Here is a 26,181-nt window from a genome sequence, read left to right as displayed (position 1 = left end):
AAGGGGTGCGTGAAAGATTTTATTGTATTTTGACTTATAAGGTAAAAAGTGTTCTGATGGTTTGCCTTTCATCCTATACTTTTCTTATATAGATATAAGAGAAATTGGGGGAGTCAATAAATGAAAAAGGTGGCTGTTTTTTTTGTTGGGCTTATTTTTTTACTCGCGGGGATGGGTCTGACAGGCAATGCGTCTGCGGCTTCAAATCAACTTATTATTATTAATAAATCTACTAACACCCTTGCTTTTTATGATGAAGGAAAATTAGTAAGGACGTTCAAAGTTGCGACAGGGAGGCAGATGAGTTATACACCAGAGGGTACCTTCAGCATTGTGAATAAAATTAAAAACCGGCCTTATTATAAAGATAACATTCGGGGAGGAGATCCTAGGAATCCGCTAGGTGATCGCTGGCTAGGATTAAATGCCCGCGGAACATATGGAACGACGTACGCTATTCATGGGAATAATAATCCAAGTTCTATCGGGACTTACGCAAGTTCAGGGTGCATTCGTATGTATGATGAAGAGGTACGCTGGCTGTTTGGCCGCGTTCAAACCGGTACAAAAGTGGTTATTGGTCAATTTCATTCTCAAAGTTTTGATTCAATCGCTGTTAAAAACAAATACAAAGTAAGCAGTGCTCCAGTCGCCCAGAATCTTTGTAAAACGAAAAAGCTCTCAAAAGGCCAAATTGGTTTTGTAACGATTCAATCACCGATGGTTTTGTTAAGAGAAGAAAAAGGAAAATGGGTAAAGATTCGTACGTTAAATCGCGGTGAACGCTATAATGTATATAAAATAAATGGCATTAAAGTCTCTTTAGGACCAGGATTTATTGAAAATTATCCTAATAAAAAAACATCCATAAAATTAGATATTTGCAAATAGAAAATGAGGCTGGGACAAAAGTATTTTAGCCTAAGTGAAAAATGAGCCATTGATCAACATGTTTGATTGGTGGTTCGTTTTTTTTTATTATGGTGAACGTAGGTTTCATCTGTTTTGTTCCTTCTAGCAGTTGTACGGAAATCAACAGCGGTGTCACAAGCTATTCATACGAGCTAATGCATCCATTTGTTCGTCTTTAGATTGGATTTATTTTGTTATGTCTCAGCCTCATTTTTTGAATTTTTAATAATGTTTATTATAATAAAAAACAGGGAAACTAATTGCCTAATGAAGAGAGAGAAAGGGTTGTTTTAACGTATGTCTACAATAGATTTATCAAAGTTCGAGAAAAAAATGATTATTCGTAACATCAAACCGGACGATATAGATGAAATTTTAGCACTTCAAAAGCTATCATTCCCCGGAATGGATCCGTGGAAAAAAGAACAGCTTGAAAGTCATCTGGCCATTTTTCCAGAAGGACAAATATGTGCAGAGTACGACGGGGAAATTATCGGATCTTGTTCAAGCTTGATTGTGAACTTTGATGAGTACGATGATCAGCATACGTGGGACGATATTACAGACGAAGGATACATTACAAATCATAACCCGGAAGGCTACAATCTGTATGGAATTGAAGTAATGGTTCATCCAAAGTATCGCGGCATGAAAATAGGACGCCGCTTATATGAAGCACGTAAAGATTTAGCACGTGAATTGAACCTGAAAAGTATCATCATCGGAGGAAGAATTCCTAATTACCATAAGCATTCAGCTGAAATGTCGCCTAGAGAATATGTAGAACAAGTTATTCATCATAAAATTTATGATCCAGTCCTATCTTTTCAGCTAATGAACGGATTTACGCTTATGCGTATAAACCCTGGTTATCTTCCTGATGATCTAGCTTCTAATAAGTATGCAACGCTGATGGAATGGAACAACGTAGATTACGTTCGCCGTTCAAAACGCCATTTTAAAACGTCATTCCCAGTGCGCATTTGTGTTGTTCAGTATATGATGAAACAGATCAATTCATTTGAAGAGTTTGCAACACAGGTAGAATATTATACAGATGTTGCTTATGACGCAAAAGCCGACTTCTGCGTATTCCCGGAAATTTTCACAACTCAGCTAATGTCTTTCTTGAATGAAAAGATTCCAAGCAAAGCGGTTCAGCGCGTAGCAGAATATACGGAAGAGTACATTGAGCTATTCACTAACTTAGCGGTTAAATATAATGTAAATATTATTGGAGGATCCCACTTCGTCGAAGAAGATAATGGAGATATCTTTAATATTGCGTATCTATTCCGCCGAGATGGAACAATTGAAAAGCAGTATAAAGTGCATATTACACCTAATGAAAGAAAATGGTGGGGAATTAGCCCAGGAGATAAAGTCGAAGTGTTTGATACAGATTGCGGTAAAATTGCGATCCAAATTTGCTATGACATTGAATTTCCGGAGCTTGCTCGTATTGCTACAGATAAAGGTGCAAATATTATTTTTACACCATTCTGTACGGAAGACCGCCAAGGCTATCTGCGCGTAAGATACTGCTCTCAGGCCCGTGCGATCGAAAACCAAATTTATACGGTTATCGCAGGTACAGTTGGAAACCTGCCTGAAACTGAAAACATGGATATTCAGTACGCTCAGTCTGCTATTTTTGCACCGTCGGACTTTGAATTTGCACGAGACGGCATTGTAGGAGAATGTAACCCTAATATTGAAATGGTAGTTATTGGAGATGTAGATTTAGAAATTCTTCGTCGCCAGCGCCAATCAGGAACGGTTCGTCAATTAAAAGACCGACGCCATGACGTTTACAATATTAAATATAAAAAATAACGTATTTTCTAAAAACATCATGCAAATGCATGGTGTTTTTTATTTCAACTTTTGCCATAATAAAAACTATTACAATGAATTTTGTGGACTAACCGTGGAAAAGAGGGGAAAACATGAGTTTTCATGGACAATCGGTATTACCCGCTGTTCGAGATATGAAGCAATTGGAAAATTTTTTAGCAAGTAATTACGAGTACGGAGTTCTTTTAGACAATCAAGTGGGAATGCTAAAAGGAATTATGAGAGAGGTTCATAAGCATGAAAAGAAGTTAATCATTCATTTAGACTTAATTCATGGCTTAAAGCACGATGAGTATGCGGTTGATTTTTTGTGTCAGGAGTTTAAGCCTGCGGGGATTATTTCGACAAGAACAAACGTCATTTTAAAAGCTAAACAAAGAGGGATCTATGCCATCCAACGGGTCTTTTTATTGGACAGCACGGCTTTGAAGAAAAGCTACGAGTTAATGAAGAAAGTAAAACCCGATTATATTGAGCTTCTTCCTGGAATTGTGCCCACTTTAATCCAAGAAGTCAAAGCTGAAACAGGCATTCCGGTGTTAGCTGGGGGGTTAATACGAACCGAAGAAGAAGTTCGTAATGCTTTGGGAGCGGGGGCTTCTGCTGTTACAACATCAAATAGAGAACTGTGGAGTATTTCAACTTAAAAAAACTGTTTGACAACGCTTTCATCATCTAGTAAACTTCTAGATAAGTTAATAGATGTGAGGGAGAATAGGAGATCCACGGTATAGCCTTTTAATGATTTTATTAGGGGGATGTATGGTGGATTTTCTTGTTTTCTTGTCATTTTAATTGTTTTCATACAAAGGGGAGGTTATTTATATGCAAGCATTCTTAGGAGAAATAATTGGAACAATGATTTTAATTATCCTTGGCGCTGGTGTATGTGCGGGCGTCAATTTAAAAAAATCGTTTGCTGCTAATTCAGGATGGATCGTTATCACAATGGGATGGGGAATGGCGGTAGCGATGGCAGCATATGCGGTTGGTAATATGAGTGGGGCACACTTAAATCCAGCGTTAACCGTAGCGCTTGCTATTACAGGTGATTTTCCGTGGTCACAAGTACCGATGTACATTTTAGCTCAGTTTATTGGAGCCATTCTTGGTGCAACAGTTGTTTATTTACACTATCTTCCACACTGGAAAGAAACAAAAGATGCTGGTACAAAATTAGGCGTATTCGCAACGGGACCAGCAATTGCTAACCCATTTGCAAACGTTTTAAGTGAGGCAATTGGAACGTTTGTATTAGTTGTAGGAATCTTAGCAATTGGAGCAAATAAATTTACAGATGGATTAAATCCTTTAGTAGTAGGATTTTTAATCGTAAGTATTGGTTTATCATTAGGAGGAACAACAGGCTATGCCATCAACCCTGCTCGTGATTTAGGACCTCGTATTGCTCATGCTATCTTGCCGATACCTGGAAAAGGCAGCTCGAACTGGAAATACGCTTGGGTACCAGTAGTGGGTCCTTTATTAGGCGGATCAATTGGTGCAGTATTTTATCAAGCGGCATTCTTAAATAAAATGTCTAGCAGCTTATGGATTGTCTTAAGCATTGCGGTGATTGTTTTAGCTGTTATCTACGCTGTTTCTAAACAAAAGACAGCACAAATTCAATCAGCAGTAGTACCAAAAAAATGAATGCGCTTTACCATCTAACTATGTACAATAAAGAAACGACACTATACAGAGAATAGGGGATATTGATATGGAAAAATTTATTTTATCTTTAGACCAAGGAACAACAAGCTCACGAGCAATGTTATTTAATAAAAAAGGTGAAGTTGTACATGTAGCTCAAAAAGAGTTTACGCAGTACTTCCCAAAACCAGGTTGGGTAGAGCATAATGCTAGTGAAATTTGGGGTTCTATCCTTGCTGTTATTGCATCTTGTCTATCTGAGTCAGGTGTTCATGCTGATCAAATTGAAGGAATTGGAATTACCAATCAGCGTGAAACAGCAGTAGTGTGGGAAAAAGCAACAGGAAAGCCAGTATACAATGCAATCGTATGGCAGTCTCGACAAACGTCTGCCATTTGTGAAGAGTTAAAAGCAAAAGGATTAAACGATACGTTCCGCGACAAAACGGGATTATTAATTGATGCATACTTCTCTGGAACAAAAGTAAAGTGGATTTTAGATAACGTAGAAGGTGCACGAGAAAAAGCGGAAAACGGTGAATTGTTATTCGGAACAATCGATACATGGTTAATTTGGAAGCTATCAGGTGGAAAAGCGCATGTAACGGATTACTCAAACGCATCCCGTACGCTTATGTTCAATATCTACGATTTAAAATGGGATGATGAACTGCTAGATATTTTAGGAGTACCGAAATCTATGCTTCCAGAAGTAAAGCCTTCTTCTGAAGTATACGCTCATACAGTAGATTATCACTTCTTCGGTCAGAGTATTCCAATTGCGGGAGCAGCAGGAGATCAGCAAGCCGCTTTATTTGGACAAGCGTGCTATGAAAAAGGAATGGCGAAGAACACGTATGGAACAGGTTGCTTCATGTTAATGAATACGGGTGAAAAAGCAGTTAAGTCCGATCACGGTTTGTTAACTACATTAGCATGGGGGATTAACGGTAAGGTAGAATATGCGCTTGAAGGCAGTATTTTTGTAGCAGGATCTGCTATTCAGTGGCTCCGCGATGGTTTAAGAATGTTTAAAGATGCGGCTGAAACTGAAAACTATGCAACACGAGTAGAGTCTACAGACGGTGTATATATTGTGCCAGCTTTCGTAGGACTTGGAACGCCATATTGGGATAGCGATGTACGAGGAGCGATGTTTGGATTGACTCGTGGTACAAAAAAAGAACACTTTATCCGTGCAACGCTTGAATCACTAGCTTATCAAACAAGAGATGTATTAAGTGCAATGGAAGCCGACTCTGGAATTACATTAAAAACATTGCGTGTAGACGGAGGAGCAGTTAAGAATAATTTCTTAATGCAGTTCCAAAGTGATGTGTTAGACGTTCCGGTTGAGCGTCCTCAAGTGAATGAAACAACGGCTCTTGGGGCAGCATATTTAGCGGGTCTAGCGGTTGGCTACTGGAAAGATTGCGATGAAATTGCGCAGCAGTGGAATATGGAAAAATCTTTCGAACCAAATATGGAAGAAGAAAAGCGTGAAGAATTATATAGCGGCTGGAAAAAAGCTGTGCATGCAACAATGGCTTTTAAGTAATTATTTGATGAAAATCCTTTAATTAAAAGTGCATGTATGATATAATTTACTCAAGTTAATAAATTGGTTGGAGAATCGGAGAGACCACAGATCCATATGTAGGCATACTATATATGTGATTTGTGGTCTCTCTTTTTGGTATATTGGAAAAATTTGATATCTTTGAAAAATGAAAGGGGAATGACTTATGTTTTCAAGTCAAACACGTTCGAATAAATTGGTAGACATGACACAAAATCAATATGATTTACTAGTAATTGGTGGGGGAATTACTGGTTCAGGTATTGCCCTTGACGCGACTCATCGAGGTATGAAAACGGCATTAGTTGAAATGCAGGATTTCGCAGCAGGAACGTCTAGTCGTTCAACGAAGCTTGTTCACGGCGGACTACGCTATTTAAAACAGTTTGAAGTTAAAATGGTAGCCGAAGTTGGTAAAGAACGTGCGATTGTATATGAAAATGGTCCTCATGTAACGACTCCGGAGTGGATGCTGTTGCCTTTCCATACGGGTGGAACATTCGGTAAATTCTCAACTTCAATTGGACTGCGCGTATATGATTTCTTAGCTGGTGTAAAACGCTCAGAGCGCCGCAAAATGTTTAGCGCAGAAGAAACGCTTAGCCGCGAGCCATTGGTAAAATCTAAAGACTTAAAAGGCGGCGGTTACTACGTTGAATATAAAACAGATGATGCACGTTTAACAATTGAAGTAGCTAAAGAAGCTGCCGCAAGAGGAGCAGATTTAGTCAATTATACAAAAGTGGAAAACTTCATTTATGATAAAGGAAAAGTAGTAGGGGCTGTTGTTCGTGATCAGCTTACGAATAAAGAATATAATATCTATGCGAAAAAAATCGTCAACGCTGCAGGTCCATGGGTGGACACGCTGCGTGAAAAAGATAATTCAAAAAAAGGCAAGCAGCTTCAATTAACAAAAGGAATTCACTTAGTTATCGATCAAGAGCGCTTTCCGTTAAAACAAGCCATTTATTTTGATACACCTGATGGACGTATGGTGTTTGCAATTCCGCGTGATGGAAAAACATATGTGGGCACAACAGACACGGTCTATAAAGAAGACGCTAGACATCCGCGTATGACTGTAAAAGATCGTCAATATGTTATTGATGCGATTAACTATATGTTCCCAACGGTTGATATTACAGTAGACGATGTGGAATCAAGCTGGGCTGGTGTTCGTCCACTTATTCACGAACAAGGAAAAGACCCTTCTGAAATCTCGCGTAAAGATGAAATCTGGACATCGGAATCAGGTTTAATTACGATCGCTGGAGGGAAATTAACTGGGTACCGTAAAATGGCTGAAATTGTCGTAAATCGCGTAGCTGAAGATTTTAAAGCAGAAGGACGCGAATTTGAAAGCTGTCAAACTAAACATTTACCGATTTCTGGAGGTAATGTAGGAGGTTCAGGTGGGTTCCCAACGTTTGTAGAGCAAAAAGTCAAAGAAGGCATCAAACTAGGATTATCACGTGACGCTGCTGAAAAGCTTGTAAAACGCTATGGCTCAAACGTAGATAAAGTATACCGCTACATGATTGAACGTCAAGATCAGCTAAAAAACAGCGACCTTCCAGCTAGTGTATTTCTGCAAATTCAATATGGCATAGAAGAAGAAATGGTTTCAAAACCAGTGGACTTCTTTATTAGACGTACGGGCGCTTTATTCTTTGATATCAACTGGGTAAGAAGCTGGAAAAAACAAGTGATTGCTCATATGGCCGAAGAGTTAAAGTGGACGCCTGAGCAAACAAAAGCTTATACGGATGAATTAGAACAGCACCTTCATGACGCAGTTGTACCAGTAGATGAAAAAGTTAACCGTATGACAGGTATTTCATGATAAAATAAAAAGTACCTCAAAATTTGTCAATACAGCCATAATATAATAGCAGGAAGTCAAATTTTGAAGAAGAAATATAATATGACTGTTAAAAAAAGAGAAAGACGATTACTCGTTTTTCTCTTTTCATACATATTTACATTTATATAAGGGGGCTTTTTTTTATGAGTTGGAAAGAAACGTATACATCTTGGGTTAATCATCCAAATTTAGATCCTGAATTACGTCAAAATTTAGACGCAATCAAAGGTGATGAAAAACAATTAGAAGATAGTTTTTACAAAACATTAGAATTTGGAACAGGCGGAATGCGTGGGGAAATTGGAGCGGGTACAAACCGTATGAATACGTATACAATCCGAAAAGCTTCCGAAGGCTTTGCTGAGTACATTAAACAAGCTGGCGAAGAAGCTATTAACCAAGGAGTAGTCATAGCGTATGATTCTCGCCACAAATCCCCTGAATTTGCAATGGAAGCAGCAAAAACATTAGCAAGTCACGGAATTAAAACGTATGTATTTGAAGAGCTAAGACCAACACCTGAACTTTCATTTGCAGTGCGTGAGTTAAACGCATTTGGAGGTATTGTTATTACAGCGAGCCACAATCCTCCTGAATATAATGGATACAAAGTATATGGTCCAGACGGTGGTCAGTTGCCGCCAAAAGAAGCTGATGAACTAGTTGGCTTTGTAAATGCTGTGGAAAATGAACTTGCATTAGCTGTTCAATCTGAAGCGGAGCTAAAAGAAAAAGGTCTTATTGAAATGATTGGTTCAGCGATTGACGAAGCATACAATGAGAAACTAAAAACGATTTTAATTAATCCAGAGCTAGCTTCTGAAACAGGTAAAGACTTAAAAGTGGTTTTTACACCTCTGCATGGTACAGCTAATAAGCCAGTTCGCAACGCGCTTCAATCCATCGGTTACGAAAATGTCACGGTTATTGAAGAACAAGAACTTCCTGATCCAAATTTCTCGACGGTTAAATCTCCGAATCCTGAAGAGCCGGCTGCATTTGAATATGCTGTTCGTAAAGGAAAAGAAATTGATGCAGATATCTTAATCGCAACGGATCCAGATGCAGACCGTTTAGGAATTGCTGTCAAAGATCCAAGCGGCGAATATGCGTTATTAACAGGAAACCAAACGGGTGCTTTATTGCTTCACTATTTGCTTTCTCAAAAGAAAGAAAAAGGCGTGCTGCCTGCTAATGGCGTTGTGTTAAAAACGATTGTAACGTCAGAAATCGGCGCACAAATTGCTCGTTCATTTGGACTGCAAGTTGTTGACACTCTAACAGGTTTTAAATTTATCGGTGAAAAAATTAAGCAATATGAGCAAACGGGCGAGTATACATTCCAATTCGGTTATGAAGAAAGCTATGGCTATTTAATTGGTGACTTTGCTCGTGACAAAGACGCTGTACAAGCAGCCATTCTAGCAGTAGAAGCTTGTGCTTATTATAAAAAGCAGGGCATGACACTATACGAAGCGCTTCAGCAGGTGTTTACTAAATATGGTTTCTATCGTGAAGGTCTGAAATCTTTAACGCTTAAAGGAAAAGAAGGATCTGAGCAAATTCAGCATATTTTGGCTACATTTAGAAATGAACCTCCTACTGACATTGCAGGATTAAATGTTTCGGTTGTAGAGGATTATACATTAAGTGAGCGTCAGCATATTAAAGCAGGAAAAGTAGAAGAAATTACATTACCAAAATCAAATGTATTAAAATATATCTTAGAAGACGGTTCTTGGTTCTGCCTTCGTCCGTCTGGTACAGAGCCAAAGGTGAAGTTCTATTTTGGCGTCGTGTCAGAAGATGAAGCAACAAGCATTGCTCATTTAGAAGCTGTACAAACAGCTGTAATGGGTGAAGTAGAACGTGTATTGGATAAAGTGAAAACGGTATAAAAGTAAAGCCTGCTCAAACTTGAGCAGGCTTCTTTTATGATACTTTGTTTGATTGCGTATTTGACAAGTACGAAGAAGATCGTAGGGCTTTATAAATTTTCGGAGCAAGCATAGCCCCAAGAACAGTAAAAATAAGATCCTTTACCGCAAACCACGACATAATCTTCCAAGCGGCTGCATATGTCATTGCAGGAGCTTCAAGCCAGTAATTAACTGCTGCATACATATACGTAGTACCAATTAAATAAATAACCGCAATACCAACTAGCGATGAAATTAAAAAGATAGAAAAAGTTGGCTTCCCGCGCATTTCCATAATTTTTCCTGTGATAAATGCTGCTACGATATAAGAAAGCAAAAAGCCGCCGGTGCTTCCAAATAAAATACCAATTCCTGCTTTAAATTGAGCAAATACCGGGGCGCCGGCAATGCCAATTAATACGTATACAATCATCGAAATAGAACCCATTCGGCTCCCAAGTAAAAGTCCTGCTAATATAACAAAAAAAGGCTGAAGTGAAAGAGGCACGCCGCCTACTTGTAAAAAAGGTGCCCAAGAAGTAATGTTTGCACCAATAGCCATCAGAGCCGCAAACATACCGGCTAGCGTTAAATCTAATGTGCGAAACCTTTTATTAGTACTCATATATGTTCCTCCCAGTATGTACTGAAATATCTTAGCGTATGTACTGAAGATTGTACGTCGAATTCACTTTTATGTCAACGATAAAAATAAATGTGTTTACATATATTATGTAAGGTTTTTTGAAATAAAGTATGCATATTTTTAGTGCAACATAAAAAAATAAAGAAGGGAATTCATCCCTTCTTTGTCCAAGTGTGTGTATCAAAAATACTAGTACAATGATTCTTCCAGAAGCTCCGGGTTGTGCTCCGAATATTCCGTTGCATGATCAATGTAGCGTAGTAAAGAATAAAGCTCTTCTTGAATGATGCGGTAGTTTCGTTCAAAATTGTAGGCGTGCAAAAAATGTTCAATCTTTTTTGAAAGAAAATCGTCGTCTGTTCGAACCATTAAAATTAATAAGTTATCCCATTGTGAACGGTGTGTGTAATATAAAGCTCGATCATAATCAATTACATCCATTAATAACGTTCCTCCTTTTGAGGAGTTGAAATTAGTGTATGATATTTGCGGGAATTCTTACGCTGTAAATGTTGGGCAAAAGACCAGTGCATAATTAAAAGAGGTTGTAGTCATTATGCAAGAAGAATAAACGTACAGCACCGGATAAATGATAAGAAAAGCAAAGAATGATGCAGCATAACAGTTATATTACATCCATTATTTAAGACAACTAAATAAAAATCCCCTTTTCTTGAAAAAATAAAGCTTCTTTTTGATGAAAACACATGAATTAACATGTTTGTACATAGATTGAAGTAAGGAGTGAAAGGGGGAGCTGTCGTGAAAGAAGCAGATTATAAGCAATTATACCGTGCGATTGATGAAATTACGGAAATAGCTAGCGGTTTCGGCTTAGATTTTTATCCGATGCGCTATGAAATTTGCCCGGCAGATATTATTTATACGTTTGGTGCATATGGGATGCCGACTCGTTTTTCACATTGGAGCTTTGGGAAACAATTTTACAAAATGAAATTACACTACGATCTTGGATTGAGTAAAATTTATGAATTAGTTATCAATTCAGATCCTTGTTATGCATTTTTATTGGATTCCAATGCGCTTATTCAAAATAAATTAATTGTAGCTCACGTGTTAGCCCACTGTGACTTCTTTAAAAATAACAGTCGTTTTGCCAACACTAAACGGGATATGGTAGAAAGTATGGCAGCGACCGCTGATCGAATTAAAGAATACGAAGTAAAGCACGGTAAGCGTGAAGTAGAAAAGTTTTTGGATGCTGTCCTATCGATTCAGGAGCATATTGATCCGTCCCTTATGCGTGCCAAGCTTTCTTGGAGCATAGATGATGTAGAATCATCGGAAGAAGAAATCATTTCTCCTTACGATGATTTATGGAATTTGGATTATAAAGAAAAGAAAAAACCAAAACCTCCAAAGTCTTTTAAAAAATTTCCGCCTCAGCCTGAAAAAGACATCTTATTATTTATCGAAGAATACAGTCCTTATCTAGAGGATTGGCAGCGGGATATTTTAACGATGATGCGAGAAGAAATGCTTTATTTCTGGCCGCAGCTTGAAACAAAAATTATGAATGAAGGCTGGGCTTCTTTCTGGCATCAGCGCATTATTCGAGAAATGGATTTAACGAGTGATGAAGCGATAGAATTCGCCAAGCTAAATGCAGGGGTTGTGCAGCCATCTAAGACGGGAATTAATCCATATTATTTAGGATTAAAAATCTTTGAAGACATTGAAGAACGCTACAATAATCCAACAGAAGATATGATTCGCCGGGGTGTCGAGCCGGGGTCAGGAAGAGAGAAGATGTTTGAGGTACGTGAGGTTGAATCAGATATTTCCTTTATCCGCAATTACTTAACAAAAGATTTAGTCATGCGGGAGGATATGTACTTATTCCAAAAGCAAGGGAAAGATTACAAAATTGTTGATAAAGAATGGACAGAAGTTAGAGATCAACTTGTTAATATGCGCGTAAACGGCGGCTTTCCTTATATCACCGTAACCAATGGAGACTATTTAAAAAATGGAGAGCTCTATTTAAAACACTGGTATGAAGGAATTGAATTAGATGTCAAATACTTAGAAAAAGTGGTACCTTATGTTCATCAGCTTTGGGGGCGACCCGTTCATTTAGAAACGATGATGGAAGGCAAACCTATTGCCTTTACGTACGATGGAAAAACAGTGCATAGAAAACATTTGTAAAAAAGAAGACCGCTTAAACAGCGGTCTTTTTGTACTTCTGTAACTTGTTATCCGTATAAATTGAAAAAATAAAATGAATATGCAATAATTAAATGAGAATCGTTTTCATTTAGGGAGGAGAATAACATGTTTGTTGTAAACGCAAGTTTTGAAACAGAAAAGAAATTTGAAGAACAGCTCAAGCAAAAAGCTAAGAAAAACAAAAGAGAAATTGAGGCAGCCAAAGGAAACTTATCGTTCGAATGCTGGAAAAAAGATTCCGCAGATAAAGTTGAATATGTCTTTGTATCCAAGTGGGAAGACAAGCAGTTCTTTCAAGCGTGGATCTCAAGAGAAGAACATGTGAACGAACATAAAGAAGCGAATAAAAAGAAAACGAAAGCATGTGCTGAAGCTATGGAAGTCAAGAAAACGCTGCGTTTTTATGAGGCGGTAGAAGAGGACATTCTTTCCTAAAAAGCATGCTTGACTTTCATAAATGTTGTAACTATAATGATTACAACAAAATAGGAGTGAGAGCAATGAAAATTAGCAGTCGATTCACCGTGGCCGTTCACATACTATCTTTAATTAAAGTAGATAGCAGTCATCCTAGTACTTCAGAGTGGATTGCTAGCAGTGTAAATACAAATCCTGTTGTTATAAGACGAGTAATTGGGATGTTAAAGAAAGCTGGACTCGTGGGTGTAAAAGCCGGAGCTGGCGGAGCTTATCTATTGAAAGATTTAGAAGAGATAACGTTGTTAGACGTTTATCGAGCGGTGGCGGCAGTGGAAGAAGGAGAATTGTTTCAAATGCATGAAAATCCGAATGTGGAGTGTCCTGTAGGAGCCAATATTCAAAGTGTCCTTGAATTGATTTTAAAACGTTCTCAAGATGCCATGGAACAAGTCTTAGCCGATGTGACCATGAAAGAATTAGTGACGGATTTAATAGCAAAAATAGATGCGTAATAACATGCTTCTGTTCGTAAAAAAACGGAGAAACCTAGGTTTCTCCGTTTTTTTTATAGCTTCACAATTGTTCGTCCTCGAGCTTGTCCTTTTAATAAAGTCGGAAGTACCTCAGGGAGCTGTTGTAGTGAAATTTCCTGTTGAATGAAAGGTTCAAAGCTTTCAGGCTTAAAGTCACTAGCGAGTCTATTCCAAATCTCTTTTCGAGTAGGCATTGGACAGTAAACAGAATCGATACCTAATAAATTAATCCCTCTTAAAATGAAGGGGAAGACGGTTGTTGGCACTTTGCCTCCAGCTGTTAGCCCGCTGACAGCTACAGAGCCGCCGTACTGAATTTGACTGAGAACAGAAGCTAGAGGCTCTCCTCCCACAGGATCCACCGCAGCAGCCCATTTTTGTTTGCCTAATGTTTTTAATTTGCCGTTATAAACATCTTCACGCGCTACAATAGAGGAAGCGCCAAGCTCTTTCAAATAAGCTGTTTCCGAGCTTTTTCCCGTACTTGCTTCCACTGTGTAGCCTAATTTTGAAAGAATGGCAATCGCAAAGCTTCCTACACCTCCCGTAGCGCCTGTTACAAGCACAGAGCCATTAGATGGACTAGTATGGTTTTCCTCTAAGCGATGCACAGATAAAGCGGCTGTAAAGCCAGCTGTTCCGATAATCATTGCTTCTTTTAACGTTAAATTTTGAGGAAGAGGGACAATCCATTCGCTGCGTATGCGCGCATACTCACTATAGCCTCCAAAGTGTGATACGCCAATGTCATAGCTTGTTGCGATGACATGATCACCTTCTTTAAAATCAGGGCTGTCAGAAGATACAACGACGCCTGCTAGGTCGATTCCTGGGACAAACGGGTAGCTTGTCACAATATTGCCGTTTGCGATGCTGGCTAAGCTATCTTTATAATTCACTCCTGAATAATGAACGCGAATAAGTACATCGCCTTCTGGCAAATCGTTTAGCGTCAGTTCTTGGACGGACGCCTCCACTTGGTCTTCACTTTTTTTATCTACGATTAATGCTGAAAATGATTGCTCCATTTTATTTCTCCTTTCTATACTGAGATGTATACATCTATACATAGATTACCTTATTTCTATACCCATTATAGAAAATAGTAAAAGAAGTTCCTAATACTTTGATTACGAAAGAGATCATTTCATTATAAAATAGCGGTATAGCTATTAGTTAGCAATACATAGAAAAGAGGAGAAGAGAAATGAGCACAAATGTATATTTTAACCATGATGCAGGCATCGATGATTTAGTATCGCTTTTTTTACTGCTGCAAATGGATGATGTAAAAGTAACGGGAGTATCTGTTATTCCGGCTGACGGATATCTAGAGCCAGGTATCAGCGCAAGCCAAAAGATTATTGATCGTTTTGGAAGTTATGATATTGAGGTTGCTAAATCTACTTCACGCGGTATGAATCCATTTCCAAAGGAGTGGCGCATACATACGTTTTATGTAGATGCACTGCCGATTTTAAATGAAAAAGGGGAAGTACAAACAAAAATAAGTCAGCTCCCTGCTCATGATCATTTAATCGAGACATTGCAGCACACAGCCGGGAAAACAACTTTATTGTTTACAGGACCGTTAACAGATTTAGCAAGAGCACTTGAAAAAGCGCCGGAAATAGAAGAGAAAATTGACAAGTTAGTATGGATGGGCGGTACATTTCAAGAAGTAGGAAATGTGCAGGAACCTGAACACGATGGAACGGCGGAGTGGAATGCTTTTTGGGATCCAGAAGCAGTAGCGAAACTATGGGAAAGCAAAATTAAAATTGAGATGGTTGCTTTAGAAAGCACGAATCAAGTTCCTTTAACACCGGCTATTCGTCAAATGTGGGCTTCACTTCGAAGATATGAAGGAGTAGACTTTGTAGGGCAGTGCTACGCGGCCTGCCCGCCGCTTGTGCACGTTGAAACCAATTCAACATATTATTTGTGGGATGTACTCACAACAGCATTTACAGGGAATTCAACACTTGTGAAGGTAAAAACGGTTTCGAGTATTGTGCATACAGAAACACCGAGCCAAGGAAGAACAGAAATTTCCGAAGAGGGACGACCTGTAGATATCGTATATGATGTCACAGCTGAAGCATTCTTTACGTACATTACAGATTTGATGAAAAAAGCAGTAGCCAAATAAAGAAAAAGGTTGCACATGAAAGTGTGCAACCTTTTTAATGAATCATATTCAAGAATTGACGTGTCCGCTCTTGCTGAGGATTTAAAAATATTTGATCCGGTATCCCTCTTTCCATAATGACACCTTGATCCATAAAAATAACTTCATCCGCTACTTCACGGGCAAAGCGCATTTCATGAGTTACCACCACCATCGTCATTCCTTCTTTGGCCAAGTCTTTCATGGCTTGAAGAACGTCTCCTACAAGCTCAGGATCAAGAGCTGAAGTAGGCTCATCAAACAGCATAACTTTTGGGTCCATCGCCATTGCTCTGGCGATGCCAACACGCTGTTGTTGTCCGCCAGACAGCTGGAAAGGATAAAAGTCGAGCTTGTCTCCTAAGCCAACTCGTGTTAATAATTCTTTCCCTCTTTTTTCTGCTTCTTGAGTGGAAACACCTTTTACAATTACAGGACCTTCCATAACATTTTCAAGCGCAGTTTTATGAGGAAACAAGTTATAGTTTTGAAAGACCATACCTGTTAGGCTTCGAAATGAAGTAATGTCTTTTTTGCGAACAGGCTTGGTAAAATTCATGCTTTTTTTATCAAGTTCAATCGTGCCGTCTGTTGGGATTTCTAACAGATTTAAGCAACGTAAAAAAGTTGTTTTACCCGATCCAGAAGGGCCGATTAATACAATTACCTTGCCCTGTTCAACTTCTAAATCAATTCCTTTTAATACTTGCAAATCACCGAATGATTTATGCAAATTTTTGATATTAATCATATAAAAAACTCCTTTAGCTACTTGAAACGGTTATTTAGATACGTAACGATCTAGTCTTATTTCAATGCGTCCTTGGATAATGGATAAGATTGTGCACATAATCCAGTACAATAGAGCTGCTTCACTATAAAGAAGTAAAAACTCATAGTTAGTTGAAGCAATTTCTTGAGCTTGACGGAACATTTCAGAAACAAGAATAAGCGATGCAAGTGACGTGTCTTTAATAAGACTAATAAAAGAGTTAGATAATGGCGGAATCGATACACGTGCTGCTTGCGGTAAGATAATCCGTCTTAACGCTTGGGAATAGGTCATACCAAGTGAGTAGCCAGCTTCCCACTGTCCTTTAGGAATAGATTGAATTGCTGCTCGAATAATTTCAGATGCATACGCACCTACACTTAATGAAAATCCAATAACAGCAGAGATAAATGGATCAATTGTTATATCTAAGTTAGGTAATCCGTAGAAAATGATAAATAATTGCACAAGCAAAGGCGTTCCACGAATAATTGAGACATATACACGTGCAATCATGTTTAATACCTTACTTGACGACAAGCGAGCAAGTGCTGTTAAAACAGCTAACACAATGCCTATGGCAAAGCTTATTAATGTTAGTGGAATAGAATATTGAATAGCTCCCTTTACCATTGGTAAGAGAGATGATTGAGCGATTGAAATCAATTGATTCAATCGCTCTCCATCAGGAAAAATATTATTTAGGAGAAACATCTTCGCCAAACCATTTCTTAGAAATCTTTGCGTATGTTCCGTCTTTTTTCATATCTTTCAATGCTTTGTTTACTTTATCCACTAACTTACCGCTGTCTTTTCTAAACATAAAGCCGCTTGCAGCACCATCGGATTTTTCATCCGCGATTTTGATAGGTGCGTTAGGGTGCTTTTTCTTATAGTCAAGGAACGATAATTTATCGTTGATTGTAGCATCAACACGGTTTGCGCTCATTAGTTCTACTGCTTGAGCAAAACCTTCAGCACTCGTAATGTTTGCACCATAAGATTGAGCCATGTCTTTATAGTTACTTGTTAATGACTGCGCTGATTTTTTTCCTTTTAAATCTTTAAATGATTTGATATCTTTTTCGTCTTTACGAACAATTAATACAGCGCCTGACTGGATGTATGGATCAGAGAAATCGTATTTTTTTTGACGATCTTCACGAATACCAACTTCATTAGCAATCATGTCAAATCTTTTAGCATCTAATCCAGCAAACATGCCATCCCACTGTGTTTCTTTGAACTCAGCTTTTACGCCAAGACGTTTAGCTACTTCTTGAGCCAATTCTACATCAAACCCAGTTAGCTTTTGTTTGTCATCATGAAAAGTGAACGGAGGGTATGTACCTTCAGTTCCAATTGTTAATACGCCATCTTTTTTCACTTTATTATATAAATCTTCTTGTGCAGATTTATTGTCTCCATTGTTTGCTTCATTTTTTGAGCTAGAACCGCATGCGGCAAGCACAACTGTGAAAGCTAATAGTAGCGACAAAAGTGCAGCAAATTTCTTCATTTTCTAAACCCCCTAGTATTCTGATAGGAAATGATACTCTGTGATACTAAACAAGAACACAGCAAAAGTCAACAAAAAAAACTTATACGATTAATGTGACTTAAAATAAGGGAAATATACCTTCTATACACGGTTTGTCATAAGGATACAGAAAGATTTTAAAATTTGGATTAAGTGGATTTTTAAGGGAGATTTGAGGAGTAAAAAGGAAGTTTCATGCGACGATTTTCTCTTTCATTTTTTCATGACTTTTGGTGCAATAAACATATAGTTAAATGTTAAGGTAGAAATAAATTCCTTATGGTACACTTAAAGAAGAATTTATGAAACGGAGCGATATGATGAAAGCCATAAACTTAATCTCAATTGCCTTTGGTGCTATCGCTGGTACATATGCACGTTATTTGCTGAATCTTTCCTTATTATATACGGGCTATCCAATAGGAACGGTAATTGAAAACCTATTAGGAAGCTTCATACTAGGCCTATTAACAGGATTTTTTGTGTGGAAAAAGCCAAAAGAATGGATAAAGCTTGGACTAGGAGTTGGCGTATGCGGCGGTTTTACAACGTATTCAACGTTTGCAGGAGACGTCATTTCTCTCACTCAGCACCATTTATTTGGGGGAGCCATTTATGTAATTGTCTCTTTAGTAGGTGGAATCTTTCTTGCTTTAGCAGGCTATCTATGCGGTGAAGCGGCAGGAAAAAATTTAGTGAAAGTACATGAGGTGAAGTAAATGAGCATAGTGAGCTTGGCACTTGGCGGGGCAGCTGGAGGAATATGCCGTTATCTTTTGGGTTTAAAAGTTACAAAAACAGTTTCAAACCCTCCTTTTCCAGTATCAATGCTGTTTGTAAACTTGCTCGGTGCGTTTGGACTTGGTCTTTTTTACGGTAGTTATTATGGAAAGGTTCCGAGTCATGCTTATGATGATTCAATATTTTTAATGATTGGCATTGGGTTTTTTGGTGCCTTTACCACTTTTTCAACGTTTAGTATGGAAACCGTACAGTTAATTCGAGAAAAATCTTATCGAAAAATGTTGGCGTACGTGGGGATTTCAGCATTTGGAACAGTTGGTTTATTTACAGTCGGTTTACTGGCAGGGACGTTTTTATTTAAGTAAAGAGAACGTTTCTAGTAGGGAAAAACAAAAAGACGGAGAAGTAGAGAATGGATAGAAAAGCAGAAGTTTGGAAATACATTTTGTTGATTGTAGCTGTTGCAGGTCAGATCATCGGTTTTTTATTTTTATTTATAAATGTTGTGGCAGCATTTATTTTTTACGGTTTTTATATTCTAACTTTTATTATGTTACTCCTGCTGTTTATATGGGATCGGAAAAAGGAAAAAGACAAAGAAGAATTCGACGACTATACCGATTACTAACCATATAAAAAGCAGAATGATGCGGTGCGCCGAGCCTCTTAGTAAAGAAGCCTAAAAGATACCTCTATAAAAGGAAGAGAGCCGTAAGAGCATAAAGGGATATTGTATTTACATCTAGTTGTGTTATAATTTTAAGTACGAAAACAAAATCAATAAATAGCAATCACTAGGGGAGCTTTTGAAGCTGAGACGAATGTATTTCGGACCCTTTGAACCTGATCTGGTTTGGACCAGCGTAGGGAAGTGGCGATCATGTTTACATAAAGATGCATGCTAACCACTCTACGTTGTAGAGTGGTTTTTTGTATGTAATAAAGCCCTCTAAACAAGATGAAGTGATTGAAATTTCTCTTTATTCTGAATGGAAAGGTTTCGATCATGTGGATATTCCTAAATTTCATGTCATTACAACAGATAAGCAGCCAATCGAAGAGCTTCAAAAAATTTTAACAGCTATCGCGCCTTTTGCGGGCGCCGTTCATATTAGAGAAAAAGAAAAAACGGCAAAGCAGATTCAATGTTTACTAGAAAGCCTGCCATTTTGTTGCTCTAAAATTATTGTGAACGATCGAGTTGATGTAGCGCATGCTTTAAAAGCAAAAGGCGTACAGCTTGCCTATCATAGTTTAGACGTTTCGTTTGTTATAGACGCATTTCCTTCTCTCATGGTCGGAAAGTCAGTTCACTCTGTGGAAGAGGCTTTAGAAGCTGAAAAAGATGGTGCTCACTACATTCTATACGGACATATTTATTCAACACGTTCAAAAAAAGGATTAAGAAGTCGAGGGGTAGCAGCGCTAAAAGAAGTAGTAGATGCTGTGCAGATACCGGTTATTGCCATTGGAGGAATTACACCTGTAAATGCCAAAGAGGTGCTTCAAACAGGAGCACACGGTATAGCTGTGATGTCTGATGTCATGCTTGCGCAAGATCCCCTTAAAGCGATTAAACAATATTCTCATATATGGACATCTGGAGGTGGAGAAAATGAAGCAGCATTATGATGTACTGTTAATCGGAGGAGGTATAATCAGCTCTTCTATCGCTTATCATTTGTCAAAACAAGGAGCGTCAGTAGCTATTCTTGAACGCAATCAAATTGGTTGTGAAGCTTCAAGTGCAGCCGCTGGTATTTTAGGTGCTCAAGCTGAAATTGATGAAGAAGGTCCTCTTTTAGACCTTGCTATTAAGAGCAGAAGCATGTTTCCTGAACTGGTGAAGGAACTAAAAGAAAAAACGGCTATCGACGTAGAGCTCATTCAAAAAGGCTTATTAAAAGTTGCTGTAACAGAAGAAGATGCACACGTATTAAAGAAAAAAGCCGCTCAGCACCACCGGTGGGATGAACATGTAAGATGGATCGATGTAAAAGAAGCACGTTTGTTAGAACCCGGGCTCTCTCCAGACATATACGGAGCCATTACAATACCGGGAGACGGCCAGCTAGCTCCGGCTAAGTTAACCCAAGCTCTTGCTCATGGAGCCTTGTATCACGGAGCAGATGTATTCGAATACTGTGACGTTCATTCTCTTATTATGGAAAATGAAACGGTAAAAGGTGTACAGACATCCAAAGGCTCTTTTTATGGAGAAAAAGTAGTTATTGCAGCAGGCTCATGGGCTAAACGCTTTATTTCTTCTGAACATTTAGGTCAGGTGTTTCCTGTAAAAGGAGAGTGTATTGCTCTGCAAAGTCATAAGCCGCTGCTTTCTAAAACGATTTTTTTAGATGAAGGTTTTTACTTAGTGCCAAAGACTGGTGGAAGAATCGTAATAGGGGCAACTAAGCTACAGCATGATTTTACCAAGACGGTTTCTGCACAAGGTATTCAATTTTTGCTGAATAAAGCTTCTGCGCTTCTGCCGGCTATTAAAGATGCTACATTTGAAAAAGCATGGGCAGGTCTTCGTCCACAAACAAATGATGGCTGGCCTTATTTAGGAGAGCATCCTGAAATAGCGAATCTACACATGGCATTTGGCCACTACCGAAATGGTATTTTATTAAGTGCTGCAACTGGAAAAATTATGGCTGATGCTTTGTTAGGGAAAAAGCCGAATCATTCATTTTTTACATCATTTCAGCTAACTAGAGTAATGGAGGGAGTTCATTGAATCTAATCATTAATGGTAAGACCGTTACTGTTGGAGATGAAATTGAAACGGTTCAGCACTTATTGCAGGCTCAGAACTTGCATGAACGAGTGATAATTGTTGAGCTAAACAAGAATATTTTACAAAAAGAAGAACATAGTGATGCAAGTTTGAAAGATGGAGATGCATTAGAAGTCGTTTCATTTGTAGGAGGAGGATGAAGAGTATGTTAAAAATTGGACAATATACATTTAATTCACGTTTATTATTAGGAACAGGGAAATTTCCGGACTTTACGACTCAGCGTCAAGCGGTAGAAGAGTCAGAAACAGAAATTTTAACATTTGCTGTGAGACGAATGGATATTTTTGATCAAAATCAGCCTAATTTATTAGAAGCGCTTGATGTGAAGCGTTTCACTCTTTTGCCTAACACTGCTGGAGCAAAAAATGCAGAAGAGGCCGTACGTATTGCTAAATTAGCAAAGGCTTCTGGACTTTGTGACATGGTGAAAGTAGAAGTAATTGGATGTGATAAAACGCTGCTTCCTGATCCAGTTGAAACATTAAAAGCCAGTGAAGAACTGTTAAAAGAGGGCTTTACCGTTTTACCTTACACATCAGATGATGTTTTACTTGCGCGTCGTTTAGAGGAGTTAGGCGTACATGCCATTATGCCAGGAGCTTCGCCTATCGGTTCAGGTCAAGGTATTATTAATCCGTTGAACATGCGTTTTATCATTGAACAATCAACTGTTCCAGTAATTGTAGATGCAGGTATTGGAACGGCTTCAGACGCAGCTCAAGCTATGGAGCTAGGAGCAGATGGTGTTTTATTAAATACAGCTGTTTCAGGAGCAAAAGATCCTGTGAAAATGGCTCGTGCTATGAAGCTAGCGATTGAAGCAGGACGAGCAGCATTTGAAGCAGGACGTATTGAAAAGAAACAATATGCAACGGCAAGCAGTCCAACAGAAGGGATGAGTATCGGTTGATTAATCGTTATTCCCGCCAAGAACTGTTTCAACCTATTGGAAAAGGCGGACAGCAGCTAATTCAAGAAAAGCATGTTCTGATTGTAGGAGCAGGTGCTCTTGGAACAGGGAACGCCGAGGCTCTTGCGCGAGCGGGGGTAAAGAAAATAACGCTCATTGACCGGGACTATGTAGAGTGGAGCAACCTTCAGCGGCAGCAATTATATAGTGAAAAAGATGCTGATAAAAGAATCCCAAAAGCAATTGCCGCTAAAAAACGGCTTCACGATATTAATCATGATGTAAAAGTAGAAGCGCACGTAGCAGACGGTACCCCTCAAGTTTTAGAACAGCTTGTTGAGGGGGTAGATGTTATGATTGATGCAACCGATAATTTTGACACACGCCTTGTAATGAATGATTTATCACAAAAATATGATATTCCTTGGATTTATGGAGCATGTGTAGGAAGTTATGGAATTAGTTATACTATCATACCAAGTGAAACACCGTGTTTATCCTGTTTGCTTGAATCTGTACCGCTTGGAGGGTTAACATGTGATACAGTGGGGATTATTAGTCCTGCTGTCCAAATGGTAGTCGCTCATCAAGTAACAGAAGTGTTAAAAATATTAGTCGGAGACTGGAATGCGCTCAGGAGGGAACTTGTTTCGTTTGACGTATGGAAAAATGAGTATACGAGCATCAATGTGAACGTGTTTCGCAAATCTGCTTGCCGCTCATGCGGCAGTGAACAAACGTATCCCTTTTTACAATATGAAAATCAAACGAAAACAGCTGTGCTATGCGGAAGAAACACGGTACAAATCCGTCCGGGCAAATCAGCCAAGCAGCCGCTGCAGTCTTTAGGTGAACGATTAAAAGAAAAAGGATATAAAATTGAACAGAATCCGTATCTGCTTTCTTTTTATGTAGATGATTACCGTTTAGTTATGTTTCAAGATGGGCGCGTCTTTGTCCATGGAACAAACGATATAGTAGAAGCAAAGTCACTTTATCATCGGTATATTGGGTAAGAAAGAGATGGAGGTTTCAAGCATGACAGTACCAAAAGCATTAACCATTGCTGGATCAGACAGCGGTGGAGGAGCAGGCATTCAAGCAGATTTAAAAACATTTCAAGAGCGTGACGTTTTTGGCATGTCTGTTATTACAGCTGTGACTGCACAAAATACAGTTGGCGTTCAAGGAGTTTATCCTTTAGAAGTAGAAGCAGTTGAAACGCAGTTAGATTCAATTGCCACTGACTTATTTCCTAATGCAGTGAAGACAGGTATGTTGTTCAGTGCTGATATTATTTACGCAGTGGCTCGTAAAATCAAACAGTACGGACTGCAAAATGTTGTAGTTGATCCCGTTATGATTGCAAAAGGCGGTCAGTCTCTTCTTCAAAGAGAAGCCGTACAGGCTCTAAAAGAATTATTGCCTCTTTGTGAAGTCATTACGCCGAACATACCGGAGGCGGAAGTCATCACGGGTAAAGAAATTCACACGATTGAAGATCGAAAAGAAGCGGCAAAACAGATGCATGAGCTGGGTGTAAAGCACGTGGTAATTAAAGGCGGACATGATCAATCTCATCAAGATATGATTGATATAGTGTATGATGGTCATACGTACGTTGAAATCAAGCATGAAAAGATGAATACAAAGCATACACATGGAACAGGATGCACGTTTGCTGCTTGCGTCACGGCTGAACTAGCGAAAGGCAAAAGCGTGGTTGAAGCAGTTCAAACCGCTTCCGATTTTGTTCACTATGCGATTAAGCATACGCTTGAAATTGGTTCCGGACACGGTCCTACTAATCACTGGGCGTATGGAAAATACTTTCGTTCAAACATATAAAAAAACGTGCCTACAATCTAGGCACGTTTTTTATGAAGAAGGAATATGTGTAGGAATCTCTCCATCGATGCCTAAATAGTAATGTCTAATGGGCTTTAAATTATCATCAAGCTCATACACAAGCGGCACGCTTGTGGGAATATTCAAGTTCGCAATGCCATCAGGCGAAATGTTATCCAAGTACTGCATCAGAGCTCTAATCGTATTACCGTGAGCGGAAATAATAACCTTTTTGCCAGCTTTAATAGAAGGAGCAATAGTTTCGTTCCAATATTCTAGAACCCGCTTTTCTGTATCGGCTAAGTTTTCCGTTACAGGAAATTGTCCCTTAGCTAATTCCTTATACTTAGGGTTAGAAGCTTCATAGCGAATATCTGTTGTCTCTAAAGCAGGAGGGCGTTCGTTCATCGACCTTCTCCACAAATGCACTTGCTCTTCTCCAAATTTTTTTGCGGTTTCTTCTTTGTTCAAACCTTGAAGAGCCCCGTAGTGCCGTTCATTCAGCCTCCAAGATTTATATACGGGAATCCACATGAAGTCCATTTGATGTAAGACAATCCACAGAGTGCGAATGGATCGTTTTAAAACAGAAGTATAGGCAATATCAAAAGTATATTCGTTTTTCTTTAGCACTTTTCCAGCTTCTCGCGCTTCTTGCAATCCATTTTTAGAAAGATCTACATCCGTCCAGCCTGTAAATTTATTTTCCAGATTCCACACGCTTTGTCCGTGCCGAATCAACACAAGTTTTATCATCGTGTTCTCCTTTCAACAGTGACTAAGGACTCTATTCTTTTTTATTATGAGAAGGAAAGAGTTTTTTATCCTAAAGCCGGGGAAAGGAGTTTTTATCATTTAGAAAAAGTGATGCCAAAAAGTAAAGCTTTAACTTTTTTACGCATATGATAAAAATAAAAAAGGGAAGGGAAGATAGTCGATGAGTGACCAAGAACGTCAGATTCAAGCGCTGCACGGCCAAATTGAAGATTTAAAAGAAGAAATGTATCAGATGAAGCTTGATATTAGCACATTAGAGAAAGAAAAAGGAAAGCCTGTTTTGACACCGGCTCTCGTTGGTCAAATAGGAGGTTTTGTTCTAGGTGGATTAGCTATAATCGGTATTTTCTGGATGTAGAACTTCTCGTTTTGAAAACGAAAAGTTCTCCCGATTTTTCAATAAGCAATTCCAACGCGGCATTTGGAAAACTTTTGAGCCCATATCTCATGGTAGGTAAAGTGAGCGGTATCTCCCGTTGAAATTTTAACGGCATCAGCTGGTAAAATATCTTTTTCCACTCGATATGTGCCTGTTATTTCACCCTCAGGCAAGTATGTTGGGCATATAACCGTCCAGTTTAGATCACTTTCCTTCAAGTGTAAGTATCCTTTTAAATGATCTTCTGCTGCTCTCGTCGTTTTACGCTTTGATTCATTTGATTGAAAACGATACTTTTCTGGTTCTGTTCGTGATTGTAAGATGCCTGCAGTTCCAATAGTAAGAATACGATGAACGCCGTAATACTTCATGCTGTTTATAATAAGCGGCATACTTTTTGAAATCGTCTCTGCACCATCTGTATTTAACGCGCTGACTACGATATCTTGATGCTTGAGGGCAAAGTTGATATTTTCTTGATGAAGTACATCGCCTTGTAAGATATGTAGGTTTGGATGACTAACCTGTAGCTTATTGCGGTCTCTAACAAGTACAGTAACGTCGTTTTCATCTTTTAGCATCATTTTTAATAAAGACTGTCCAACTCGCCCTGTAGAGCCTAATAGTAAAATTTTCATTGGCTACACCCCTCTATA

The 26,181-nt window shown here is 38.7% G+C and carries 29 protein-coding genes and 1 riboswitch; of the genes, 21 read left to right on the top strand and 8 right to left on the bottom strand.

The window, feature by feature from the left end; genetic code table 11:
* The first annotated feature begins 120 nt into the window (after positions 1-120).
* From AC1D0Y_RS23240 to AC1D0Y_RS23210, 7 genes are all read left to right on the top strand, one after another.
* On the top strand, positions 121-891 hold the full coding sequence (locus AC1D0Y_RS23240; RefSeq protein ID WP_477707940.1) for a L,D-transpeptidase: 771 nt from the start codon (positions 121-123) through the stop codon (positions 889-891).
* 318 nt (positions 892-1,209) lie between these two features.
* Positions 1,210-2,748: a carbon-nitrogen hydrolase family protein gene (locus AC1D0Y_RS23235; protein ID WP_013055260.1), complete on the top strand. Its 1,539-nt coding sequence runs from the start codon at positions 1,210-1,212 to the stop codon at positions 2,746-2,748.
* A 113-nt stretch (positions 2,749-2,861) separates the two neighbouring features.
* Entirely contained in the window at positions 2,862-3,416 is a 555-nt protein-coding gene (locus AC1D0Y_RS23230) for a glycerol-3-phosphate responsive antiterminator (protein ID WP_013081633.1), read from the top strand.
* Positions 3,417-3,594: 178 nt separating this feature from the next.
* Positions 3,595-4,422 (top strand): MIP/aquaporin family protein, encoded by an 828-nt coding sequence (locus AC1D0Y_RS23225; RefSeq protein WP_028410245.1) that lies wholly within the window; start codon positions 3,595-3,597, stop codon positions 4,420-4,422.
* Positions 4,423-4,489: 67 nt separating this feature from the next.
* On the top strand, positions 4,490-5,980 hold the full coding sequence (gene glpK / locus AC1D0Y_RS23220) for a glycerol kinase GlpK (protein WP_028410246.1): 1,491 nt from the start codon (positions 4,490-4,492) through the stop codon (positions 5,978-5,980).
* A gap of 187 nt (positions 5,981-6,167) precedes the next feature.
* On the top strand, positions 6,168-7,847 hold the full coding sequence (locus AC1D0Y_RS23215; protein WP_060745385.1) for a glycerol-3-phosphate dehydrogenase/oxidase: 1,680 nt from the start codon (positions 6,168-6,170) through the stop codon (positions 7,845-7,847).
* Between the two features lie 164 nt (positions 7,848-8,011).
* Positions 8,012-9,766 (top strand): phospho-sugar mutase, encoded by a 1,755-nt coding sequence (locus AC1D0Y_RS23210; RefSeq protein ID WP_028410247.1) that lies wholly within the window; start codon positions 8,012-8,014, stop codon positions 9,764-9,766.
* A gap of 34 nt (positions 9,767-9,800) precedes the next feature.
* On the opposite strand, the gene AC1D0Y_RS23205 is transcribed toward AC1D0Y_RS23210, so the two are convergent.
* Positions 9,801-10,412 carry a biotin transporter BioY gene (locus AC1D0Y_RS23205; protein ID WP_028410248.1) on the bottom strand — a complete coding sequence of 204 codons (612 nt, stop codon included), beginning with the start codon at positions 10,410-10,412 and terminating at the stop codon, positions 9,801-9,803.
* Between the two features lie 210 nt (positions 10,413-10,622).
* Positions 10,623-10,874, bottom strand: coding sequence for a YhdB family protein (locus AC1D0Y_RS23200; protein WP_013055267.1), 252 nt, complete (start codon positions 10,872-10,874; stop codon positions 10,623-10,625).
* Positions 10,875-11,195: 321 nt separating this feature from the next.
* Between AC1D0Y_RS23200 and AC1D0Y_RS23195 the strand changes: the two genes are divergently transcribed.
* The 3 genes from AC1D0Y_RS23195 to AC1D0Y_RS23185 all read left to right on the top strand — a co-directional run bounded on the left by AC1D0Y_RS23195 (position 11,196) and on the right by AC1D0Y_RS23185 (position 13,558).
* Positions 11,196-12,605 carry a SpoVR family protein gene (locus AC1D0Y_RS23195; protein WP_014461707.1) on the top strand — a complete coding sequence of 470 codons (1,410 nt, stop codon included), beginning with the start codon at positions 11,196-11,198 and terminating at the stop codon, positions 12,603-12,605.
* A gap of 126 nt (positions 12,606-12,731) precedes the next feature.
* A complete protein-coding gene (locus AC1D0Y_RS23190; RefSeq protein WP_098332956.1) occupies positions 12,732-13,061 on the top strand; it encodes an antibiotic biosynthesis monooxygenase family protein in 330 nt (109 codons plus the stop codon).
* A gap of 65 nt (positions 13,062-13,126) precedes the next feature.
* A complete protein-coding gene (locus AC1D0Y_RS23185; protein WP_013081642.1) occupies positions 13,127-13,558 on the top strand; it encodes an Rrf2 family transcriptional regulator in 432 nt (143 codons plus the stop codon).
* 53 nt (positions 13,559-13,611) lie between these two features.
* Here AC1D0Y_RS23185 and AC1D0Y_RS23180 read toward each other — a convergent pair whose 3' ends face one another.
* A complete protein-coding gene (locus AC1D0Y_RS23180) occupies positions 13,612-14,607 on the bottom strand; it encodes an NADPH:quinone oxidoreductase family protein (protein ID WP_098332957.1) in 996 nt (331 codons plus the stop codon).
* A 179-nt stretch (positions 14,608-14,786) separates the two neighbouring features.
* Here AC1D0Y_RS23180 and AC1D0Y_RS23175 point away from each other — a divergent pair, with 179 nt between their 5' ends.
* Positions 14,787-15,731 carry a nucleoside hydrolase gene (locus AC1D0Y_RS23175; RefSeq protein ID WP_477707939.1) on the top strand — a complete coding sequence of 315 codons (945 nt, stop codon included), beginning with the start codon at positions 14,787-14,789 and terminating at the stop codon, positions 15,729-15,731.
* A 34-nt stretch (positions 15,732-15,765) separates the two neighbouring features.
* On the opposite strand, the gene AC1D0Y_RS23170 is transcribed toward AC1D0Y_RS23175, so the two are convergent.
* From AC1D0Y_RS23170 to AC1D0Y_RS23160, 3 genes are read right to left on the bottom strand one after another with little or no spacing between them, the layout of a single operon-like run.
* On the bottom strand, positions 15,766-16,500 hold the full coding sequence (locus AC1D0Y_RS23170) for an amino acid ABC transporter ATP-binding protein (RefSeq protein ID WP_028410252.1): 735 nt from the start codon (positions 16,498-16,500) through the stop codon (positions 15,766-15,768).
* 30 nt (positions 16,501-16,530) lie between these two features.
* Positions 16,531-17,235 (bottom strand): amino acid ABC transporter permease, encoded by a 705-nt coding sequence (locus AC1D0Y_RS23165; protein ID WP_034276677.1) that lies wholly within the window; start codon positions 17,233-17,235, stop codon positions 16,531-16,533.
* Positions 17,219-18,040 (bottom strand): amino acid ABC transporter substrate-binding protein, encoded by an 822-nt coding sequence (locus AC1D0Y_RS23160; protein ID WP_028410254.1) that lies wholly within the window; start codon positions 18,038-18,040, stop codon positions 17,219-17,221. The genes AC1D0Y_RS23165 and AC1D0Y_RS23160 overlap by 17 nt, the downstream gene beginning before the upstream one ends.
* 323 nt (positions 18,041-18,363) lie before the next feature.
* On the opposite strand from AC1D0Y_RS23160, the gene AC1D0Y_RS23155 reads away from it, so the two are divergent.
* The 9 genes from AC1D0Y_RS23155 to thiD all read left to right on the top strand — a co-directional run bounded on the left by AC1D0Y_RS23155 (position 18,364) and on the right by thiD (position 24,369).
* Entirely contained in the window at positions 18,364-18,780 is a 417-nt protein-coding gene (locus AC1D0Y_RS23155; RefSeq protein ID WP_286127904.1) for a fluoride efflux transporter FluC, read from the top strand.
* Positions 18,781-19,170, top strand: a complete 390-nt coding sequence (gene crcB / locus AC1D0Y_RS23150; protein WP_272801755.1) for a fluoride efflux transporter CrcB — start codon at positions 18,781-18,783, stop codon at positions 19,168-19,170.
* A gap of 47 nt (positions 19,171-19,217) precedes the next feature.
* Positions 19,218-19,433 (top strand): hypothetical protein, encoded by a 216-nt coding sequence (locus AC1D0Y_RS23145; protein WP_013055279.1) that lies wholly within the window; start codon positions 19,218-19,220, stop codon positions 19,431-19,433.
* 158 nt (positions 19,434-19,591) lie between these two features.
* Positions 19,592-19,692, top strand: a riboswitch (TPP riboswitch).
* Positions 19,693-19,813: 121 nt separating this feature from the next.
* Positions 19,814-20,437: a thiamine phosphate synthase gene (locus AC1D0Y_RS23140; RefSeq protein WP_253352935.1), complete on the top strand. Its 624-nt coding sequence runs from the start codon at positions 19,814-19,816 to the stop codon at positions 20,435-20,437.
* Positions 20,421-21,548 (top strand): glycine oxidase ThiO, encoded by a 1,128-nt coding sequence (gene thiO, locus AC1D0Y_RS23135; RefSeq protein ID WP_028410258.1) that lies wholly within the window; start codon positions 20,421-20,423, stop codon positions 21,546-21,548. The genes AC1D0Y_RS23140 and thiO overlap by 17 nt, the downstream gene beginning before the upstream one ends.
* Positions 21,545-21,748 (top strand): sulfur carrier protein ThiS, encoded by a 204-nt coding sequence (thiS, locus tag AC1D0Y_RS23130; protein WP_477707938.1) that lies wholly within the window; start codon positions 21,545-21,547, stop codon positions 21,746-21,748. Before thiO ends, thiS begins: the two co-directional genes overlap by 4 nt.
* A gap of 5 nt (positions 21,749-21,753) precedes the next feature.
* Positions 21,754-22,521, top strand: a complete 768-nt coding sequence (locus AC1D0Y_RS23125; RefSeq protein WP_013055283.1) for a thiazole synthase — start codon at positions 21,754-21,756, stop codon at positions 22,519-22,521.
* On the top strand, positions 22,518-23,537 hold the full coding sequence (locus AC1D0Y_RS23120) for a thiazole biosynthesis adenylyltransferase ThiF (protein WP_060745392.1): 1,020 nt from the start codon (positions 22,518-22,520) through the stop codon (positions 23,535-23,537). The genes AC1D0Y_RS23125 and AC1D0Y_RS23120 overlap by 4 nt, the downstream gene beginning before the upstream one ends.
* A 22-nt stretch (positions 23,538-23,559) precedes the next feature.
* Positions 23,560-24,369: a bifunctional hydroxymethylpyrimidine kinase/phosphomethylpyrimidine kinase gene (gene thiD / locus AC1D0Y_RS23115; protein ID WP_060745393.1), complete on the top strand. Its 810-nt coding sequence runs from the start codon at positions 23,560-23,562 to the stop codon at positions 24,367-24,369.
* A 30-nt stretch (positions 24,370-24,399) separates the two neighbouring features.
* Here the strand turns inward: thiD and gpmA are convergent, their stop codons facing one another.
* On the bottom strand, positions 24,400-25,125 hold the full coding sequence (gene gpmA / locus AC1D0Y_RS23110; protein ID WP_060745394.1) for a 2,3-diphosphoglycerate-dependent phosphoglycerate mutase: 726 nt from the start codon (positions 25,123-25,125) through the stop codon (positions 24,400-24,402).
* A 181-nt stretch (positions 25,126-25,306) separates the two neighbouring features.
* Here gpmA and AC1D0Y_RS23105 point away from each other — a divergent pair, with 181 nt between their 5' ends.
* Entirely contained in the window at positions 25,307-25,504 is a 198-nt protein-coding gene (locus tag AC1D0Y_RS23105) for a hypothetical protein (RefSeq protein WP_016762958.1), read from the top strand.
* Between the two features lie 38 nt (positions 25,505-25,542).
* Here AC1D0Y_RS23105 and AC1D0Y_RS23100 read toward each other — a convergent pair whose 3' ends face one another.
* Positions 25,543-26,163 carry an NAD(P)-dependent oxidoreductase gene (locus tag AC1D0Y_RS23100; RefSeq protein WP_013081655.1) on the bottom strand — a complete coding sequence of 207 codons (621 nt, stop codon included), beginning with the start codon at positions 26,161-26,163 and terminating at the stop codon, positions 25,543-25,545.
* Positions 26,164-26,181: the final 18 nt, after the last annotated feature.

This window comes from Priestia sp. P1_B12_1 (assembly GCF_056406695.1).
This window is presented reverse-complemented; position numbering and strand designations above follow the sequence as displayed.